At 74.8% G+C, this 19,348-nt stretch carries 17 protein-coding genes; 10 read left to right on the forward strand and 7 right to left on the reverse strand.

Annotated elements, in window-relative coordinates; genetic code table 11:
- The first annotated feature begins 218 nt into the window (after positions 1 to 218).
- Positions 219 to 1,400, forward strand: a complete 1,182-nt coding sequence (coaE, locus tag O7603_RS30475; protein ID WP_281573160.1) for a dephospho-CoA kinase — start codon at positions 219 to 221, stop codon at positions 1,398 to 1,400.
- Between the two features lie 184 nt (positions 1,401 to 1,584).
- On the opposite strand, the gene O7603_RS30480 is transcribed toward coaE, so the two are convergent.
- Positions 1,585 to 3,225, reverse strand: coding sequence for a hypothetical protein (locus tag O7603_RS30480; protein WP_281573161.1), 1,641 nt, complete (start codon positions 3,223 to 3,225; stop codon positions 1,585 to 1,587).
- Positions 3,226 to 3,432: 207 nt separating this feature from the next.
- On the opposite strand from O7603_RS30480, the gene uvrB reads away from it, so the two are divergent.
- From uvrB to O7603_RS30500, 4 genes are all read left to right on the forward strand, one after another.
- Positions 3,433 to 5,538, forward strand: coding sequence for an excinuclease ABC subunit UvrB (gene uvrB / locus O7603_RS30485; protein ID WP_281573162.1), 2,106 nt, complete (start codon positions 3,433 to 3,435; stop codon positions 5,536 to 5,538).
- 114 nt (positions 5,539 to 5,652) lie between these two features.
- A complete protein-coding gene (locus O7603_RS30490; RefSeq protein WP_281573163.1) occupies positions 5,653 to 6,498 on the forward strand; it encodes a helix-turn-helix domain-containing protein in 846 nt (281 codons plus the stop codon).
- Positions 6,499 to 6,548: 50 nt separating this feature from the next.
- Positions 6,549 to 6,917: a VOC family protein gene (locus tag O7603_RS30495; RefSeq protein ID WP_281573164.1), complete on the forward strand. Its 369-nt coding sequence runs from the start codon at positions 6,549 to 6,551 to the stop codon at positions 6,915 to 6,917.
- A 372-nt stretch (positions 6,918 to 7,289) separates the two neighbouring features.
- Entirely contained in the window at positions 7,290 to 8,147 is an 858-nt protein-coding gene (locus tag O7603_RS30500) for a helix-turn-helix transcriptional regulator (RefSeq protein WP_281573165.1), read from the forward strand.
- A 101-nt stretch (positions 8,148 to 8,248) separates the two neighbouring features.
- Here O7603_RS30500 and O7603_RS30505 read toward each other — a convergent pair whose 3' ends face one another.
- On the reverse strand, positions 8,249 to 8,542 hold the full coding sequence (locus tag O7603_RS30505) for an antibiotic biosynthesis monooxygenase family protein (RefSeq protein ID WP_281573166.1): 294 nt from the start codon (positions 8,540 to 8,542) through the stop codon (positions 8,249 to 8,251).
- Between the two features lie 96 nt (positions 8,543 to 8,638).
- Here O7603_RS30505 and pnuC point away from each other — a divergent pair, with 96 nt between their 5' ends.
- Positions 8,639 to 10,444, forward strand: a complete 1,806-nt coding sequence (gene pnuC / locus O7603_RS30510; RefSeq protein WP_281573167.1) for a nicotinamide riboside transporter PnuC — start codon at positions 8,639 to 8,641, stop codon at positions 10,442 to 10,444.
- Positions 10,445 to 10,794: 350 nt separating this feature from the next.
- A complete protein-coding gene (locus O7603_RS30515) occupies positions 10,795 to 11,793 on the forward strand; it encodes a TerC family protein (protein ID WP_281573168.1) in 999 nt (332 codons plus the stop codon).
- A gap of 61 nt (positions 11,794 to 11,854) precedes the next feature.
- Here the strand turns inward: O7603_RS30515 and O7603_RS30520 are convergent, their stop codons facing one another.
- Positions 11,855 to 12,781 (reverse strand): C40 family peptidase, encoded by a 927-nt coding sequence (locus O7603_RS30520; RefSeq protein WP_281573169.1) that lies wholly within the window; start codon positions 12,779 to 12,781, stop codon positions 11,855 to 11,857.
- A gap of 83 nt (positions 12,782 to 12,864) precedes the next feature.
- Positions 12,865 to 13,938, reverse strand: coding sequence for a dipeptide epimerase (locus O7603_RS30525; RefSeq protein ID WP_281573170.1), 1,074 nt, complete (start codon positions 13,936 to 13,938; stop codon positions 12,865 to 12,867).
- Between the two features lie 103 nt (positions 13,939 to 14,041).
- Between O7603_RS30525 and O7603_RS30530 the strand changes: the two genes are divergently transcribed.
- Positions 14,042 to 14,839: a tyrosine-protein phosphatase gene (locus tag O7603_RS30530; RefSeq protein ID WP_281573171.1), complete on the forward strand. Its 798-nt coding sequence runs from the start codon at positions 14,042 to 14,044 to the stop codon at positions 14,837 to 14,839.
- Here the strand turns inward: O7603_RS30530 and O7603_RS30535 are convergent.
- Positions 14,805 to 15,509 carry a lysoplasmalogenase gene (locus tag O7603_RS30535; protein ID WP_281573172.1) on the reverse strand — a complete coding sequence of 235 codons (705 nt, stop codon included), beginning with the start codon at positions 15,507 to 15,509 and terminating at the stop codon, positions 14,805 to 14,807. The genes O7603_RS30530 and O7603_RS30535 overlap by 35 nt on opposite strands.
- A 102-nt stretch (positions 15,510 to 15,611) precedes the next feature.
- Positions 15,612 to 16,316 carry a TetR/AcrR family transcriptional regulator gene (locus tag O7603_RS30540; protein WP_281573173.1) on the reverse strand — a complete coding sequence of 235 codons (705 nt, stop codon included), beginning with the start codon at positions 16,314 to 16,316 and terminating at the stop codon, positions 15,612 to 15,614.
- A gap of 107 nt (positions 16,317 to 16,423) precedes the next feature.
- Here O7603_RS30540 and O7603_RS30545 point away from each other — a divergent pair, with 107 nt between their 5' ends.
- On the forward strand, positions 16,424 to 17,365 hold the full coding sequence (locus O7603_RS30545; RefSeq protein WP_281573174.1) for an NAD-dependent epimerase/dehydratase family protein: 942 nt from the start codon (positions 16,424 to 16,426) through the stop codon (positions 17,363 to 17,365).
- Between the two features lie 221 nt (positions 17,366 to 17,586).
- On the opposite strand, the gene O7603_RS30550 is transcribed toward O7603_RS30545, so the two are convergent.
- A complete protein-coding gene (locus O7603_RS30550) occupies positions 17,587 to 18,444 on the reverse strand; it encodes a serine hydrolase (protein WP_281573175.1) in 858 nt (285 codons plus the stop codon).
- Positions 18,445 to 18,512: 68 nt separating this feature from the next.
- On the opposite strand from O7603_RS30550, the gene O7603_RS30555 reads away from it, so the two are divergent.
- A complete protein-coding gene (locus O7603_RS30555) occupies positions 18,513 to 19,178 on the forward strand; it encodes a methyltransferase domain-containing protein (RefSeq protein WP_281573176.1) in 666 nt (221 codons plus the stop codon).
- The last annotated feature ends 170 nt before the right edge of the window (positions 19,179 to 19,348 follow it).

Consider the following 19,348-nt stretch of genomic DNA (forward strand, 5'->3'; position numbering starts at 1 on the left):
GGGGAATGCGTGATCTTCGCGTGGACGGCCGCGCGGTGTGCGCCGGCTCCGGAGTGGGGTGGTTGCGGAGGTGGGTGGTTGCGGGCCGGGCGCTGGCGGGGATCTTGCCGTGCGGGGTGCGTGCTCACGGCGGCCGCCTTCGGCGGCGGCCTGTCGGCGTCCGAGACGGGCAGGGGGCGGGTGTGGGCACGCCGCCCGCGATCCGGTTGACTGGTGCCGTGCTGATGGTGGGACTGACCGGCGGGATCGGGTCGGGCAAGAGCGCGGTGGCGGCCCGGCTCGTCGAACGTGGCGCGGTGCTGATCGACTCAGACCAGGCCGCCCGCGAGGTCGTCGCGCCGGGCACACCCGGCCTCGCCGAGATCGTCGAGGCGTTCTCACCGCGGGTGCTGGCCGCCGACGGCAGCCTCGACCGGGCGGCGCTCGGCGCGATCGTCTTCGGCGACGAGGCGGCCCGGCGCCGGCTGGAGGCGATCACCCACCCCCGGGTCCGAGCCCGAGCCGCCGAGTTGGCCGCCGCGGCGGCGCCCGACGCGGTCGTGGTCAACGACGTGCCGCTCCTGGTCGAGGTGGGACTCGCGTCCACGTACCACCTGGTGGTCGTGGTGCAGACGGCCGTGCCGATCCGCCTGGAGCGGCTGGCCCGGGCCCGCGGGATGGACCGGGCGGAGGCCGAGCGGCGGATCGCGGCGCAGGCCGACGACGCGCGCCGACGCGCGGCGGCCGACGTGCTGCTGACCAACGACGGCAGTCTGCCGGAGTTGCACGCGGCGGTCGACGCGCTCTGGCACGACCGGCTGCTGCCCTATGAACGAAACGTGCGCGAACGGCGGGTGGCCCGGCCGCAGCGTGTGGTGCTCGCCGATCCGGACGCGAGCTGGCCGCAGCAGTACGTGCGGCTGGCCGCACGGATCCGGCACGCGCTCGCCCCGGCGGACCCACGGATCGACCACATCGGCTCCACCGCGGTTCCCGGTCTGGCCGGCAAGGACGTCATCGACATCCAGCTCACGGTGCCGACACTCGCCGAGGCGGACGGACCGCTCGCCGAGCGGCTGGCCGGCGCGGGCTTTCCACGGGTGCCGGGGGAGTGGTGGGACAGCCCTCGGCCGGCCCGCGGCGGGCGTTGGGAGAAGCGGCTGCACGGCAGCGCGGACCCGGGCCGCCCGGTCCACCTGCACGTCCGCGCGGCGGACTCGCCGGGTTGGCGGTACGCCCTGCTGATGCGCGACCACCTGCGCGCCGACCCTGACCAGCGGGCCGCGTACCTGCTGCTCAAGCGGGAGTTGGCGGCGGCGGCGCCGGACAGCGCCACCTACTCCACCGCCAGGGACCCGTGGTTCGACGAGGAGCACTTGCGGGCCGAGGAGTGGGCGGCGCAGACCGGCTGGCGGCCCTGACGACCCGCTCGCCCGCCCGCCCGGCCACCGGCCGCCCACCGGGTCGTCCGCCCCGCCGCCGGGTCGTCCGCCCGCGAGCGCCCGCCCGGCGCCACCGGCCCGCGAGCGCCCGGCCGGCCGCGGGTGCGTGAACGCCCGTCCGGCCGCGCTGCGTGAACGCCCGTCCGGCCGCGCTGCCGCCGGTCTAGCGGGCCGGCGCGGTGGCGGGCCGCTTCGGCGCGGGCAGCCGGGGCGTCGGGCCGGGGCTGACCTCCAGCTGGGCCCAGGCGCCGGCCCGGGTCTGCAGCTCGACCCGGCGGAGCAGGCCGGCGCGGTCCACCCAGTAGCGCACGCGGTTCCCGGCGGAGCGCAGCTCGACGACGTCCACCGTACGGCCGCCCAGCGTGTCCTCCCGCAGCCGTTGCACGGCGCCGGTCGGCGCCGTGCGGGCGGCGGTGAGCGCCGCGTCGACCAGCGCGGTCAGCTCGCCCGGCCCGGCCCGGCCGGCGCGCCAGGCGGCGCCCGCCGGTGGCGGCAACGGTGGCCGCTCCGGCTTCTCCGGGTCACCGGTGGCCGCGACCTCCGCCCGGGACCACCCGCCGGCGTCCCGGCGCAGCAGCGTCCGGCGCTCCGGTACGCCGAGGTCCGCCACCGCCAGGTACGCGCTGCGGCCGGTCCAGCTCAACCAGCCCGCGCCGCGCAGGTTCGTCTCCCGGCCGGCCGGCGCGGTGAGGGTCACCGTGGCCCCGCCGCGGGCGACGAGCCGCGCGCGGAGGCCGTCCAGCCGGGCCCGCTCGGCCGCGGTCAGCCCGCGGGGCAGCGGCTGCCGGCCGCCCAGGGCGTCGACCGGGCGCAGGGTCGGCCGGTCGGTCCGGTTCAGCGTCACGGTCACCGGCCCCGCGCCGGGCAGCCGGGCGGTCAGCCGGTGCAGCCGGGCGTCCTGGTCGACCCAGTACCGCGGCTGCTCGTCCGGGCCGCCGGTCGTCGGCGCGCCGGCGATGGTCGACGTGGGCAGGGGAGCCGCCAGGACGTCCACCGGACCGGCGGTCACGGTCTCCCGGGCCACCCAGCGGGCACCTTCGCGCAGCGCCGCGGCGGGTTCCGGGCGGTCGGCGGCGAGGCGGAAGAGCAGGTCGAGAACGGGCCGGAGGGTGCTGCCGGCGGGCAGGTCGTGCAGCCGCCAACGGTCTGCCGGGGGCACGAGCGGAGGCGGCGCGGCGGTGGGCACCGCCGTCGGGTCGGGGCGGATCAGCAGCACCGTGGGGGTGGCCTGAAGCAGACCGCGCTCGGCGCCCGCGCCGGGGCCGCCGACGTCGAGGTAGAGCAGCGGACGTGACCAGTCGACCCAGCCCACCAACTCGGTGCGGGCCCCGTCGGTGCCGACCGTCACGTGCAGCCCGGCGCGGAGGTCGCGGTAGTTGGTGACCCGCATCGCGGCCAGCCGTTCGCTCTCCGCCACTGTCAGCGGGCGCGGTCGGTCGGGCGGGTCGGGCGACCAGCTGAGCAGCCCGAGCACCAGCCCGCCGGCGGCGAGGGCCGCGACCAGGCCGAGCAGCGCCAGGAGGCCCCGCCGGCGGCGGGACACGACCTTCGGCAGGAGACCGGTGTCGTCCGGGCCGGCGGTGCCGGGCGGGTTGGCGCCGGTGGGCGGTGCCGTGTCGCCGCTGGGCGGCGGGGCGGCGTCGCCGGTGCGGGTGGTCGGGGATGTGGCCGCGGGACCCGGGCGGGCGGCCCGGGCGGAGGAGGTGTCCACGAGTTGTTGAACGGGCGGGAAGCGCCGGGGTGACGAGTAGGGGCGCTCGCGGCGGCCGGTCTGCGCCGTGGGCGCGACCACCTCGGTGCGCACGCCGGGCACGCCGGGTGCTGCGACCACTGGTGCCGGGGGCGGGCCGGCCGTGATGACGGCCTGGCCACCGGCCCGGTCGGCCGCCGCGAGCGGCCTACACGGAGAGCGTAGTCCGGTGACATGTGCCACACAATGAAAATATCGAAGCCGGTCACGTACCTGCCGTGACGGCCGATCGTGTCGGACCTCCGGCGTACCGTTGAGGTCATGGCGCTCGACATTCCCCGGCTCGACGGCCGCTTTGAGGTCGTCAGTGAGTTCCAGCCCGCCGGTGACCAGCCGGCGGCCATCGACGACCTGGAGCGGCGGGTCCGGCGCGGCGACCGCAACACCGTGCTGCTCGGCGCGACCGGCACCGGCAAGAGCGCCACCACGGCGTGGCTCATCGAGCGGTTGCAGCGGCCGACGCTGGTGCTGGCACCCAACAAGACGCTCTGCGCGCAGCTGGCGAAGGAGTTCAGCGAGCTGCTGCCGCACAACGCCGTCGAATACTTCGTCTCCTACTACGACTACTACCAGCCCGAGGCCTACATCCCGCAGACCGACACCTACATCGAGAAGGACTCCTCGATCAACGAGGAGGTGGAGCGGTTGCGGCACTCGGCGACCATGTCGCTGCTCACCCGGCGCGACGTGATCGTGGTGGCCACCGTGTCGGCCATCTACGGGCTGGGCACCCCGGAGGAATACCTCGACCGCGCGGTCCGGGTCGCCGTCGGGCAGGAGGTCGACCGCGACCAGCTGCTGCGCCGGCTGGTCGACATCCAGTACACCCGTAACGACATGGCGTTCAACCGCGGGACGTTCCGGGTCCGCGGCGACACGCTGGAGATCATCCCGGCGTACGAGGAGCTCGCGGTCCGGATCGAGCTGTTCGGCGACGAGGTGGAGAAGCTCTACTACCTCAACCCGCTCACCGGTGATGTGGTCCGCGAGGTGGACCACTTGCTGATCTTCCCGGCCACGCACTACGCGGCCGGCCCGCAGCGGATGGAGCGGGCGATCCGCGACATCGAGACCGAGCTGGGCGAGCGGCTGGCCGAGCTGGAGCAGCAGGGCAAGCTGCTGGAGGCGCAGCGGCTGCGGATGCGCACCACCTACGACATCGAGATGATGCGCCAGGTGGGCTTCTGCTCCGGCATCGAGAACTACTCGATGCACATCGACGGGCGGCTGCCCGGCAGCCCGCCGCACTGCCTGCTGGACTACTTCCCCGACGACTTCCTCACGGTGGTCGACGAGTCGCACGTGACCATCCCGCAGATCGGCGGCATGTACGAGGGCGACGCGTCGCGCAAGCGGATGCTCATCGACCACGGGTTCCGGCTGCCCAGCGCAGCCGACAACCGGCCGCTGCGGTTCGACGAGTTCCTCGAGCGAGTCGGCCAGATGGTCTTCCTGTCCGCCACCCCCGGCCCGTGGGAGCAGGAGCAGGCGCAGGGCGAGTTCGTCGAGCAGGTAATCCGCCCGACGGGCCTGATCGATCCCGAGGTCATCGTCAAGCCGACCAAGGGCCAGATCGACGACCTGATGCACGAGATCAAGCTTCGCACCGAGCGGGACGAGCGGGTGCTGGTCACCACGCTGACCAAGAAGATGGCCGAGGACCTGTCGGACTACCTGCTCGAGAACGGCATCCGGGTGCGCTACCTGCACTCCGAGGTCGACACGCTGCGCCGGGTCGAGCTGCTGCGCGAGCTGCGCAAGGGCGAGTACGACGTGCTGGTCGGCATCAACCTGCTGCGGGAGGGCCTCGACCTGCCCGAGGTGTCGCTGGTGGCGATCCTCGACGCCGACAAGGAGGGCTTCCTCCGCAGCGGCCGCTCGCTGATCCAGACCATCGGTCGGGCCGCCCGGAACGTCTCCGGCCAGGTGCACATGTACGCCGACAAGATCACGCCGTCGATGGCGGACGCGATCGAGGAGACCAACCGGCGGCGGGCCAAGCAGATCGCGCACAACGAGGCGCACGGGATCAGCCCCGAGCCGCTGCGGAAGAAGATCCACGACATCCTGGACGACATCTACCGGGAGGCGGAGGACACCGACACCCGGGTCGGTGGCGCGGTGCGCCAGCTGTCCCGGGGCAAGGCGCCGGTCAAGGAGACCCGCAGCCGGGGGCGGGCCGCCACCGGCGGCACCTCCCGCGAGGGGATGGCCCGCGCCGACCTGGCGCAGCTCATCCAGGAGCTCAACGAGCAGATGCTGGCGGCCGCGCGGGAGCTGCAGTTCGAGCTGGCCGCCCGGATCCGGGACGAGGTCGCCGATCTCAAGAAGGAGCTGCGCGGCATGGACGCGGCCGGCGTGAAGTGACCGCGACGGCGGACGGGCCGGTCGACGGGGTAATCCTCGGGCTGCCCTCGGCCGGGTTGCGTCCGTACGTCGACCGGTACATCGGCTACCGCGAGCGCGCCGACATACCCCTGGGTGCGCCGCGAGGCGGCCGGCGCCTTCGTGGTGCTCATCCTCGGCTGGGGCGCTCCGCTCGACGTGGTCGACCCTCGCAGCGCGGAGCGGAGCGCGTACCGGGTGGACTCCTTCGTGGCCGGCACCTTCGACCGGTGGTGCCGCACCCGGACGGTCGGGGTCGGCGAGGGGGTCGAGCTGCTGCTGGCGCCGCTGGCCGCCCGCCGGGTCCTCGGCCTGCCGATGGGTGAACTGACCAACCGGGCGGTGGACGTGGCGTCGCTGCCCGGCGGATGGCTCGACCGGCTGCGGCGGCGGCTCGCCGAGGCGTCGGGCTGGCCGGAGCGGTTCGCCCTGCTGGACGCGGCGCTCGCCGCCCGGCTGGCCGGCTCGGCGCCGGTGGACCCGCGGATCGGGTGGGCGTGGCGGCGGCTGGTGGAGACCGGGGGCCGGGCCGGGATCGGGCTGCTCGCCGGCGAGCTGGGGTGGAGCCGGCGGCACCTGGCGGCCCGGTTCCGGCACGAGGTCGGGCTGACCCCGAAGACCGCCGCGCGGCTGCTGCGCTTCCAGCGCGCCTGCGCGGCGCTGACCCGCCCGACCGGCGGGGCGCCGGCCCACATCGCCGAGCGGGAGGTCGGCCTCCCCGCGCCGGCCGGCCCCGCGGAAGGGGAGGGCGGCCTGACCGCGCCCGCTGGCCCCGCGGAGCGGCAGGGCGGCCTCCTCGCGCCGGCCGGCGGCTGGGCGGAGGTGGCGGCGCGCTGCGGCTACTACGACCAGTCGCACCTGATCCGGGACTTCCGGGAGTTCGCCGGCGACACCCCGGCCGCCCTGCTCGCCGCGAGGTCACCGGCCGTCGCGCCGGGCTGAGGTCACATTCGTCCAATCCCGAGCAGCCGGCCCGGCGGGATACTCGGCGCATGCGAACCGTGTATCCCGTCTTCCGTTATCCCGACCCGCGCGCCGCCGTCGACTGGCTCTGCGACGCCTTCGGCTTCCGGGTCCACGCCCTCCACGAAACGCCGGACGGCGCCGTGGCCCACGCCGAGCTCGTCCTGGAGACCGGCATGATCATGCTCGGCGGGCGGTCGGACCCGAAACCGAGGCCCGCCGAGGACGACTGGGCGGTCTACGTCACGGTCGACGACGTCGACGCGCACTGCGCCCGGGCCCGGGCCGCCGGCGCCGAGGTCACCCGGGAGCCGTTCGACACCGACTACGGCTCCCGCGACTACGCCGCCCGTGACCTGGCCGGAAACGTGTGGACCTTCGGCACCTACCGGCCCTGACCGCAGGACCTCCACGTCGGCGATCGGCCGGACCTCCGCCACGCCGCGCCGCGCTCCCGGCGTAGCACCGCACTTCCGGGCGCCGCGCTGTCGGCCTACGCCACGCTCCCGGCGTCGCGCCGCGCTCCCGGCGTCGCGCCGCGCTCCCGGCGTCGCGCCGCGCTCCCGGCGTCGCGCCGCACTCACGGGCGCCGCGCCGCACTCACGGGCGTCGCGCCGCACTCCCGGCACGAGCGCCCCGCGACCTGCGCGTCCGACCGCGACGGCCGGGTTCGGTCGGCAACGCGACAAGCCGTCTCGGTTGCGTTGAGCGAGCGAGGTATTGCCGTGCGTGACGGTCCTGCGTACGCTCCCTCGATGGGGAGGCCGGGAATGCCGTTGCCAACGAGTCCTGTCATTCGCCGCGTGCGGCTCGGCGCCGAGCTGCGCCAGCTGCGCCGACGCGAGGGGTTGACCCTGGAGCAGGTCTGCGACCGGCTGGGGTGGGCCTCCACGTCCAAGCTGTCCCGTATCGAGCTGGGCCAGAGCCGTCCGGACCTGGCCGACGTGCTCGACCTGCTGGACGTCTACCAGGTGCCGGGGCCGACGCGGGACGCGCTCATCGTCATCGCCCGCGACGCCGCCACCAGTCGGGGCTGGTGGAAGGCGCTGGGCGAGATGGGGGAGCGGCAACGCACCTACGCCGAGTTGGAGGCCGGCGCGGCGCGCATCGTCGAGTACCAACCGTTCCTGGTGCCGGGGTTGTTGCAGACCCCGGCGTACGCCCGGCTGCGGGTCACCGCCGCCGCGCTGTTCGATCCGGAGATCGACGTGGACGCCGAGGTGCGTGCCCGGACCGTGCGGCAGGAGGTGTTGCGGCGGGCCGACCCGCCCCGGTACACGGCGCTGCTGACCGCGACCGCCTGCGACCCGGGGGAGACCCCGGCCGAGGTCTGGCGGGAGCAGGTGCGGCACCTGATCACGATGACCGGGCTCCGGAACGTGACCCTGCGACTGCTGCCCGGGGCGGGGGCGCACGGCGGCCTTCAGCCGCTCACCCCGTACTCCTGCTACGCCTTTCCCGACCCGGCGGACCCGCGCACGGTGATGTTGGAGGCGCTCACCACCGACGTGCGGCTGGCCACCGTGCTCGACGTGGAGCGGTATGAGCGCGTCACCGAGGCCCTGCTCAGCGCCGCGCTGTCGGCGGAGGAGACGGTGACGGCGCTGGCCGGCCGCATCGGCGACTGACGCCGCCCGCGCGGCCACCAGGCCCGGCGCCCCCGAGCCCGCCGGGACCGGTGGTCCGCGCGTGCTTCCGGACCATAGGGGACGGGTACGACAGCGTCCGGTCAGGCCGGTACGTCCAGGAAGTGTTCGACCACCGGCGGGTTGGCGAAGTGCGGCCCGATCAGCGCCCGCCACCGGTCGAACCGCTCGGTGGCCCGGAAGTTGGCGGTGTGCGCCTCGACCGAGTCCCACTCGACCAGCAGCACGAACCGGCTGGGCGACTCGATGCCACGGGTCATCCGCACCGACCGGCAGCCGGGTGTGCCGGCCAGCACCGGATGCCCCTCGGCGTACGCGGCGGCGAACGCGTCCTCGTGTCCGGGCAGTACGTCGATCAGCGCGACCTCGAGCACCATGCCGGAAGCCTCCCACGCCGCCCGTGCGCGGCGGTCGGGTGGGGTCTATCGCCCTGCCCCCGTCGGCCCTAGGGTGGGCGCGCGGAGGGAGTGGGGATGATCGACTGGCTCACCGGAACGGCGTTCACCGTGGCCGGCATCGGCACCACCTGGGCGGAGCTGCTCGGCTTCGCCACCGGCGTGGTCAACGTCTGGCTGGTGGCCCGGCAGCGGATCGCGAACTGGCCGGTCGGCATCGCCAACGTGCTGCTGCTCATGCTGCTGTTCTGGACCGCCGGCCTGTACGCCGACGCCGGGCTCCAGGTCGTCTACGTCGGACTCGGCCTGTACGGCTGGTGGCACTGGCTCTTCGGCGGCGAGCGGAGGACCCGGCTCACGGTGAGCCGGACCGGCCGGCGGGAGTGGGTCGGGTTGGTCGTCGCCGGCGTGCTGCTCACCGGCGGGCTGTGGGCGCTGCTGGACCGGGCGACCGACTCCACGGTCCCGCTGCCGGACGCGCTGACCACGGCGCTCTCCCTGCTCGCCACGTACGGGCAGACCCGCAAGCGGGTGGAGAGCTGGTGGCTGTGGATCGCGGCCGACCTGGTCTACATCCCGCTCTACGCGTACAAGGGACTGCACCTGACCGCCGCCCTCTACCTCGTCTTCCTCGCCCTCTGCGTGGCCGGGCTGCGCGCATGGCGGGCCGATGCGCCGCCGCGCTCTGCCGACCGCCGTACCGCCCGGGCCGGCCCCGGTGACCGCGTGACCGGCCCGGCTCCGGCACCGCGGGATCGGGCCGATGACCGGGGAGCCGGCCAACTGCCGGCCGGCGGCACTCCGGCACCGCCCGAGTTCCGGCACGGCATGGTGGTGGGCAAGTTCTACCCGCCGCACGCCGGGCACCACGCGTTGATCGCGGCCGCGGCCGCCCGCTGCGCGGCCGTCACGGTGGTGGTGGCGCCGTCGCGGCGGGAGTCCATCCCGCTCGACACCCGGCTCGGCTGGCTGCGGGAGGCGCACGCCGGCACGCCCTGGGTCCGGTTCGTCGGCCGCTACGACGACCACCCGGTGGACTACGCCGCCCCGGCAGTCTGGGACGCGCACTGCGCGGTGTTCCGCGAGGCCGTCGGCGACCGCCCGGTGGACGCCGTGTTCACCTCCGAGGCGTACGGCGAGGAGTTGGCCCGGCGCTTCCACGCCGTACCCGTGGCGGTGGATCCGGACCGGCGGACCGTGCCGGTCTCCGGCACCGCGGTCCGCGCGGACCCGGTGGCGCACTGGCGGTGGTTGGCCCCGCCGGTGCGGGCCTGGTTCGTGAGGCGGGTGGTGGTGGTCGGCGCGGAGTCCACCGGAACCACGACCATGGCCGCCGCGCTCGCCGCCCACTACCGCACGACGTGGGTGCCGGAGTACGGCCGGGAGCTGACCGCCCGCAAGCTCGCCCGCCTGCGCGAGGAGCGGCCGACGGCGACCGTGTTCGACGTCACCTGGGACCGGGACGACTTCCGGGAGGTGGTCCGCGAGCAGCAGGCGGCCGAGGACGCCGCGGCCCGGTCCTCCGGCCCACTGTTGATCTGCGACACCGACGCCCGGGCCACCGCCGTCTGGGAGGAGCGCTACCTCGGCTCCGCCTCCGCGGCGGTCCGGGCGGCCGCCCGGTGGCCCGCGCTGTATCTGCTCACCGACCATCGGGACGTGCCGTTCACCGACGACGGCCTGCGCGACGGCGCGCACCTGCGGGCCTGGATGACCGAGCGGTTCCGGGCCGAACTGGCCGGCTGCGGTGTGCCGGTGGTGGAGCTGACCGGGTCGTACGACGAGCGCTTGAACCGTGCGGTGGCGGCCTGCGACGCGCTGCTCGCCGCCGGCTGGGGGCTGGCCGACCCCCTGCTGCCGCCGGTCGACAACCCAGCCTCCTAGGATGCCGTAGCGGATGTGCGGCCGCCCGCGGGCCCGCAGACTGTCGGGGACCGGCGCTGAGGACGGCGCGGTATTCCCGCCCCGGGACGTGGCTGGCGCCACCGGTGCCCGGCGTGCGATCACGGGAGGCGGTGCGCGACAATGGTGATCGAGGAGGGGAGTATTCCCCCGCGACGGAGTCGTCAGCACGGTCGACCACACCCGGTGGCGCGACCCGGCCCCGTCGGTCGTCGCTCTCGCGGCGACGGAAGAGACCTCCGACAGTCACCAGAGTGAGCGACAGCGGCACACCGGCCCGCACAGGGGCGTACGGTGTGCCCGTCGCCGCGTGTCTGCCGGAGGAATGAACGTTGGACGTGTCCGCACTGGTGTGGGCGGTAACGCTCGTCGTGCTGATCGCGGTCCTGGCCGTCGATCTGCTCATCATCGGTCGACGACCGCATGAGCCGAGCGTGCGCGAGTCGAGCCTCTGGGTCGGCTTCTACGTCGGCCTGGCCCTGCTCTTCGGGGCGGGAGTGTGGCTGACGTCCGGCGCGAGCGCGGCCGGCCAGTTCTACACCGGGTGGTTGACCGAGTACAGCCTCTCGGTGGACAACCTCTTCGTCTTCGTGATCATCATGGCCCGGTTCGCGGTGCCCCGGCAGTACCAGCAGAAGGTGCTGCTCGTCGGCATCGTGCTGGCGCTGGTGATGCGCGGTGCCTTCATCGCGGCCGGTGCGGCGCTGATCTCCCAGTTCTCCTGGGTCTTCTACATCTTCGGCGCGTTCCTCATCTACACCGCGATCAACCTGGCGCGGCAGGGTGAGCCGGACGAGGACGAGTTCTCCGAGAACGTGCTGATCCGGTGGAGCCGCAAGGCGCTGCCGATCTCGAAGTCGTACGACGGCGCGAAGCTGGTCACGCACGAGGGCGCTCGACGGCTCTTCACCCCGCTGCTCATCGTGATGATCTCGATCGGCACCACCGACCTGATCTTCGCGCTGGACTCGATCCCGGCGATCTTCGGGATCACCCAGGAGCCGTACCTGGTCTTCACCGCGAACGTGTTCGCCCTGATGGGTCTGCGGCAGCTCTACTTCCTGCTCGGCGGTCTGCTGGACCGGCTGATCTACCTCAGCTACGGCCTGGCCGTGGTGCTCGGCTTCATCGGGGTCAAGCTGGTGCTGGAGGCGCTCGCCGACAACAACCTGCCGTTCGTCAACGGCGGCGAGCACGTGGCCTGGGCCCCGCACATCCCGATCTGGCTGTCCCTGCTGGTGATCCTCGGGACGCTGCTGGTGGCGACCGCGGCAAGCCTGGTGAAGTCCGCCCGGGACCGGCGCCGGGAACTGGCCGAGGCGCGCGGCTGAGCGTACGCGTGGGCGAGGGGCGCTTTCGGGTAGCCGGGAGCGCCCCTCGACGCGTACGGGGTCAGACCCGGTGGGCGCCGACCAGGGTGGCCGTCCGCTCGGCGGGCAGCGGCTCCTCCAGCACACGGCGCTGCCGGTAGCAGGCGTGCAGCATCCGCCGGTCACCGCTGTCGCAGGCCTCGGCGGTGACGATGCCGATGTGGTGGATCTTCCGGCCGGGCCGGGCGAAGAAGTACAGGTCGCCGGGGCGCTCGGCGCCCAGCGGCACCGGCGTGGTCGCGGCCGCCTGGTCGTCGGCGTCGCGGGGCAGCTGCACGCCGAACCGCCGCCAGGCCAGGTGGACCAGCCCGGAGCAGTCGATCCCGTACGCGGACACCCCGCCCCAGATGTAGACCACGTGCAGCAGCCGCTGAGCCACCGCGAGCACCTGCTCGGCCGACGGGGGCGCCGTCGGCAGCTCCGACAGGTGCTCGGCGGGCAGCCAGAGCGGATCGGGATGCCCGGGCACGCACACCGGCTGCCAGCCGTCGCGCGCCGGGCCGGCGGTGGCCAGCCGGGTGCCGAGGATCACCCCGGGAAGCACCACCGGCCCGTCGGGCGCGGCCCGCAGCGCGCTCACCGTGGCGTCCACGACCAGGGGAGCCGCGCCCGTGGAGGGAGTGACGGTCTCGGCCGGGACGAGCTGGTCGGCGGGCAGCCAGCCGGGGTAGCCGCGCGGGTCGAGCTTCGCGGCGGGCTGCTCGACGGCGACCACGTGCGCCCAGCCGTCCGGGCGCAGGTCGGTGACGAGGACCCGCTCGCCGAGCAGCAGTTGGCTCAGCACGCAGTCGCCGACCTGCTGGTCGGTGTCCATGCCGGAGATCCAGGCCGGGATGTCGGTGTGCGCGGCGAGGGCGGGGCGGTCGACCGCCCGTACCGCCTCGGGGGAGGTCCAGAGCGTCGCGACCGCGACGCGGACGACGGCCTCGCGGCCCGCTTGCAGTTCCACGTTCACCCCCACCTGGTGCCCTGTGCTCCCGCGACCCTATGAAAGAAACCAACGGTCCTCAACCGGTGGGCTGAATCTTTGCTTCAGCCGATCGAGGTGATGCCCAGCCCCGGAGCGTCCGGCAGCAGCACCCTCGCGTTGTCGTACCGGATCCCGCCGCGCACCGGCGACGAGGCCAGCCACCACGCGGCGTCCAGGTCCGACACGGCCGTGGTGCCGTACGCGGCGACCAGGCTGGCCGCGGCTCCGATGCCGATCTCGCTCTCCATCATCGAGCCGACCACGGTGCCGAGGCCGTGCGCGGCGGCCAGCTCGAGCAGGGTGCGGGCGGGCTGCAGGCCGCCGCACTTGGCGAGTTTGACGTTGACCATGTCGGCCGCGCGGCGGCGGATCACCTCGACCAGGTCGCGGACGCCGAACACCGCCTCGTCGGCGAGGATCGGCACGTCCACCCGGTCGCTGACCCAGGTCAGGCCGTCGAGGTCCCACCGGGCGACCGGCTGTTCGACCAGCTCGACGTCGAGCCCGGCGTCCTCGATGCCGCGGATCACCCGGACCGCCTCGCGGGGCGTCCAGCCCTGGTTGGCGTCGAGGCGGATCCGCACGCCCGGGCCGACCGCGGCGCGCACCGCCCGGACCCGGTCGAGGTCGCCGGCGGCGTCGGTGCCGACCTTGAGCTTGAGCACGCCGAAGCCCTCGGCGTGGCGCTTGCCGGCGACGTCGGCGAGGTCGGCGGCCTCGCCGGCGGCCAGCGTCACATCGGTGGGCACGGCGAGCGCGGTGCCGCCGAGCAGTCGCACCAGCGGTACGCCGAGCCGGCGGGCGGCGAGGTCGTGCAGCGCGACGTCGACCGCGGCCTTGGCGGCCTCGTTGCCGACCACCGCCCGCTGCACCTCGGCGCAGCGGGCCACCAGCTCGTCCGGGTCCCGGCCGGTGAGCATCGGCCCGAGCAGGTCCCGGACGCACGCCTCGGACCCGCCGATCGACGCCCCGGTGACCTGCCACACCTGCGGCGCTTCGCCGAACCCGGACCGACCGTCGGCGTCGACCACCTCGACGACCAGCGTGTCCACGGTCGTCGTGCGGCGCAGCGCGGTGACGAACGGGGTGTGCAGGGGGGCGGTGAGCCGGTGGGCGCGTACCGCGGCGATCGTCATGTGCGGCACCCTATACGCAGGCGGGCGGGCGAAGGGATGGCCGGATGAGCGGGCGCGGTGCGGTGGAGCCTCGTGCCGTCGCCGACCGGAGGGAGGCGGCGGCATGAGCGAGTGGGACTGGGAGCTGGTGGGTGCGCCGAACGCGCGTGACCTGGGCGGACTGGTCGGGGTGGACGGTCGCCGGGTGCGGTACGGGCGGCTGATCCGGACGCCGGCGCTGGGCCGGTTGACCGACGAGGACCTGCCGGTGCTCGGGAAGCTCGGGCTGGCCTGCGTGGTCGACCTGCGGGACCACTCGGAGATCGGGGTCGCCCCGGCGGACCGGCTGGTCGGCGACCCTCGACTGGTGCACCTGCCGGTGCACGACCCGGAGCATCCGGTCTTCACGTACGTCTCGGCGGTGCTGCTCGGCCACGACCTGAGCGCGTACGCGCCGTTGGCGCGGCAGGGCACGCCGGCGGCGATGGAGTCGATCTACCGCTGGTTCGTCACCGGGGAGTCGGCCCGGGCGGGTTTCGCCGAGGCGGTGCGGCTGGCGGCCCGGGCGGAGAACCTGCCGTTGGTGTACCACTGCTCGGCGGGCAAGGACCGCACCGGTTGGTTGACCGTGATCCTGTTGACCGCGCTCGGGGTAGACGAGGCGGCGATCCGGGCCGAGTACCTGCGCAACAACCCGCTGACGGAGAGCCTGCGCGCCGTGATCGTCGAGGCGATGCGGCGGCGGCAGCCGGAGCTGGACGCCGAGGTGGTGCTGCCGGTGCTGGAGGTGCGTCCGGAGTATCTCGACGCCGCCTACGACGAGGTGCGTCGGGTGCACGGCACGTTCGAGGCGTACCTGCGTGCGGGGCTCGGGTTGACCGACGAGGTCATCGGGGCGCTGCGGGCGCAGCTGCTGGAGTGATGGGCGCCGTCGGCGGGATGGCGGGTCGCGCGGCCCAGCCGGTGACGATCAGCGCCTGCCCGGCGGTGTAGGTCGCCATCACCAGCACCGCCGCGCCGGGTGGATCGAGGACACCGGCCACTCCGGTGGCGATGAGCAGGTCGGAGGCGAGGAAGAGCGCGCCGCCGAGGCCGACCCGCCAGCCGTGGGTGGCGGCGGTGGTGGCCATGGTGGCGAGCGCGGCCGCGTAGCCGGCCACCGGGACGGCGAGCCCGGCGTCGGTCAGGCCCGGCCACATCCAGGCCAGTGCGGCGGCGGTGAGTACGGCGTACCCGAGCGGGACCGCGAGCAGCGGCGGCCGGCGCAGCGCGGCGGCGGCGTGGTGCCGGGTGAACGCCGCGATGTAGCAGAGGTGCGCGCCGAGGAAGAGCGCCATCCCGGTGAGGAACCAGGCGGTGCCGGTGCCCAGCAGGGCCACGTCGCCGCCCGTGGAGCAGGCCAGCGCGGCGAGGATCAGCCGGTGCGGGCGGCGGCCGTGTTCGGTGGCGGCCTGCCACAGGTAGCCGGCGAGCAGCGGCATGAGCAGCGGCTTGGTGACCACCTCGGCGAGGGTGTGGTCGGCGGCGTTGGCGGCCAGGTTCGCGGCGGTCACCGCGACGAAGGCGGCCAGCAGGAGGCGGCTGCGGGGCATCGGCGGCTCCGGGGGTGCGGGGGTACGGGCAGCGTAGCCGCGACCGCGTTCGTGCGGGCCGTCCGAACCGGCAGGTCCCGACGGCCGGCCGGTGGGTGCCGGTCAGGGCAGGCCGTAGCCGTCGGCGAGGGTGTCGATCTCGGTGTCGAGCAGCGCGGCCGGGTCGAAGCCCATGCCGTTGAAGAGGCCGACCGTGGCCAGCCCGACGACGCCGTGCAGGCGGGCCCAGGCGGTCACCGCGCCGGCGAGGGCGTCGCCGGGGTCGGCGTCCGGGGCGAAGGCGCGTACCCAGGCGGTGACCGCCGGCGTCGCCTCGGCCCACCGGTCCAGTTGGCCCCGCAGGGTCGTGGCGGCGGGACCGGGCCGTCCTTCGGCGAGGACGGTCAGGAACGGGCCGAGGACCGCGCGGGCACGGTCGACGGTCTCCGGGGGCGCCTGGTAGGTGGGGCTGGGCGGGCCGGTGAGCAGCAGGTAGCTGTGCGGGTGGGCGAGGGCCCAGTCGCGGTAGGCGGCGGCGAGGGCGTGCAGCCGGGCCCGCGCCGGGGCGCTGGCGGAGGCCTCGGCGGCCGCGCTCACCGCGGCGGCGACGTCGGCGTACGCGTCGAGGATCAGCTCGGTCAGCAGGTCGTCGCGGCTGGCGAAGTACTTGTAGAGCGCCGGGCCGGAGACGCCGAGGCGTTTGGCGATGCCGGTCAGCGCCACCGCCCCGGCGCCGCCGGTGGCCACCTGGTCGAGCGCCGCCTGCTTGATCTCGGCCCGCACCTGGGCGCGGTACCGCTCGCGTGGACCGCCCGACCTGCTCGCCACCGTTCACCTCCTGGATCGGGCCGCGTGACGTGCGGCACCTGGACGCACAGCCTAACTCTGGTTAGAGTCTATAACCGAAGAATGAGCCAATAACCGTGGAGGTCGTCATGAACCAGGAACTGCACGTGGTCCTCGGCGCCGGCCCGGCCGGCACCACACTGGCCGAGCACCTGCTCGGCCTCGGTCACCGGGTCCGGACCGTGAGCCGGGGCGGCGTGCCGGCCGTGCCGGGCGCGGAGGCGGTCGCCGCCGACCTCACCGACGCGGGCCAGGCCGCGGCGGCGGTGGCGGGTGCGGCGGTGGTCTACCACTGCGCCAACGTCGCGTACGAGCTCCAGGTCGAGGTGATGCCGCGGATGCAGACCGCGGTGCTGGCCGGTGTCGCCGCGACGGGCGCGCGGCTGGTCGTGCTGGACACGCTCTACCCCTACGGGCCGACCGGGGGAGCGGTGATGACCGAGCAGACGCCGTGGCGGGCGGTCAGCCGCAAGGGGCGGATGCGTGCCGAGCTGGACGAGGCGTACCTGGCCGCGCACCGGGACGGGGCGCTGTCGGTGGTGCTGGGCCGCTCGGCGGACTTCTTCGGCCCGCGGGTGTTCAACTCCAGCCTCGGCGGCACCGTCTTCCCCGCCGCGTTCGCCGGCGGGCCGGTTCTCGCCCTGGGCGACATCGACCTGCCGCACAGCTACAGCTACCTGCCCGATGTCGCCGCCGGCCTGGCCCGCCTCGGCGCCGCACCGGAGGCGGCCGGCCGGGTCTGGCACCTGCCCACCGCCCCCGCCCGCAGCACCCGGGAGGTGCACCGGCTCATCGAGCGGGCGGTCGGAGGTCCGTTCACCGTGGAGGCGCTCGACGCGCCGCGCCCCTGGGGACCGTTCGACGATTCCTTCATGCGCGAGTACGCGGAGCTGTTCTACCAGTACGAGGAGCCGCAGGTGATGGACTCCACGGCGTTCGAGACGCGGTTCGGGGTGCGACCGACGCCCCTCGCGGACGCGGTGTCGGCGACCGTCGACTGGTTCCGCGCGGCGCTCGCCGGGCGGGCCTGAGCCGCGCCGGGCGGGCCTGAGCCGCGCCGGGCGGGCCTGAGCCGCGCCGGACGGGTCTGAGCCGCGCCGGGCGGGCCTGAGCCGCGCCGAACGGGCGGTGCGCGGCGCTGCTCGGGCCGCCGCGCGGGTCGCGGGGCGCCCGCCGGGCATGGCGAGTACCGCCGCGGGAGCTGGCGCTGGCGACGGTGCGGAAGCGTCGTCGCCCGGTCGCGCCCGGCGGGTCACAGGTCGTGTCGTGCGGCCCAGACCCGGGCGGAGATGTCGGCGATCAACCGGCACGCGTCGTCGTCGGCCTCACCGCTCGGTCCGCCGTGGGCGAGGTCGGTGGTGGTGCAGACGACCACCGTGTACGGGGGCGCGTCGTCGGGGAAGACCACGCCGGCGCCGTGCCGGACGCCACGTACCCAACCGTTCTTGTGCGCGATCCGGGTGCCCGCCGGCAGGCCGGCGGCGAGGTCCTCGCGGTGCTCCTGGGCGACGAGCACGTCCAGCATGTCGGCGCAGCCGGCCGGCGAGGCGAGCGGGCCGGGGTGGGTGGCCCCGGTGGCCAGCAGGCCGAGCAGCGCGGCCAGGTCGGCGGCGGTGACCAGGTTGGTGATGCCGGCGTCGCGGGCGGCGAAGTCCTCGATGCCGCGGCCGGTGACGCTGTGCCGGGCGCCGGCGAGTGCCCAGACCTCGGCGACGGCGGGAAGGCCGACGTGGCCGAGGACCAGGTTGGTGGCGAGGTTGCTGGAGCGCACGATCATGCGGTGGGCGAGCCAGCGCAGCGACGCGCTGCCGCCCACCCGGTCCCAGACCACGTCGTCGTTGTCGTAGTCGCGGGCGCAGGCGAACCGGGGTGCTCCGGGCAGCGCCGAGTCGAACGCGTTGACCACCGGGACCGGGGCGTCCAGGGCCAGGGCGCCGGCCTCGGCGGCCCGGTGCAGCGCGGCGAGCACCGCCGCCTTCATGGTGCTGGCCGCGTAGTGGGTGGCGTCCGCTCGGCGGGTCCAGGTGGGCCCGGCGCCCGGCCGCCCCACGTACGCGGAGACGGTGCCGGGCACCTCGTCGAGGCGCGCGTCGAGATCCTCCCAGGTCATGCCGGTGACCGTAGCGGATGGCTGTCGGCGGGCTGCGGCACCGCCGGCGTCGGGTCTAGCGTGCGGAGATGACGACCGCCGCGTACGACGCCATCGCCGACTGGTACGAACAGTTCGCCTCCGACACCTCGGCCGGCTACATGGACCGGGTCCGCGGTCAGCTCGCCGACCTGCTCGGCCCCGGACCGGGCCGTTGCCTTGACCTCTGCTGCGGCACCGGCGTGCACGCCGCCGAGCTGCGCCGGCTGGGTTGGGACCCGCTGGGCGTGGACCTGTCGGCCGGGCAGCTGCGGCACGCCCGCCCACGACTGTCGGTGGCGCGGGCCGACGCGGCGCGCCTGCCGGTCGCCGACGCCGGCATGCCCGCCGTCACCTGCGTACTCGGACACACCGACCTGCCCGACTATCCGGCGGTGATCGCGGAGGTCGCGCGGGTCCTGGCTCCCGGTGGCCGGTTCGTCCACGTCGGCGTGCACCCGTGTTTCGTCGGGCCGTTCGCGGACCGTTCGGATCGGGCGCGGATCGTCATCGACGGCGGGTACGCCGAATGCGAGCGCAGCTTTCGCGCCTGGTCGGCGGACGGGGTGCGGGCCCGGGTCGGCGCCTGGCACGTCGCGCTCGCCGACCTGCTCAACGCAGTGACCGACGCCGGCCTGACCCTGACCCGCGTTCAGGAGTCCGGATCCACCCCCATCCCCGATCTCCTCGCCCTCCAGGCCACCAAACCCGCCTAGCTCACTGCGCATCCCCGGCGGCCACACGCCGGTTGATCATGGCGTTGTTGCCACGACACGCCGACCTGGCGCACAACAACTTCATGGTCAACGAGGGGAAGTGGCCCCAGCGGGTGCGCAACGGGCGGAGCCCGGCCGCCGTGGGTCGGCGGGCCGGGCTCCGGGTGGGG

The sequence above is a fragment of the Micromonospora sp. WMMD812 genome (assembly GCF_027497215.1).
Lineage (GTDB): Bacteria > Actinomycetota > Actinomycetes > Mycobacteriales > Micromonosporaceae > Micromonospora.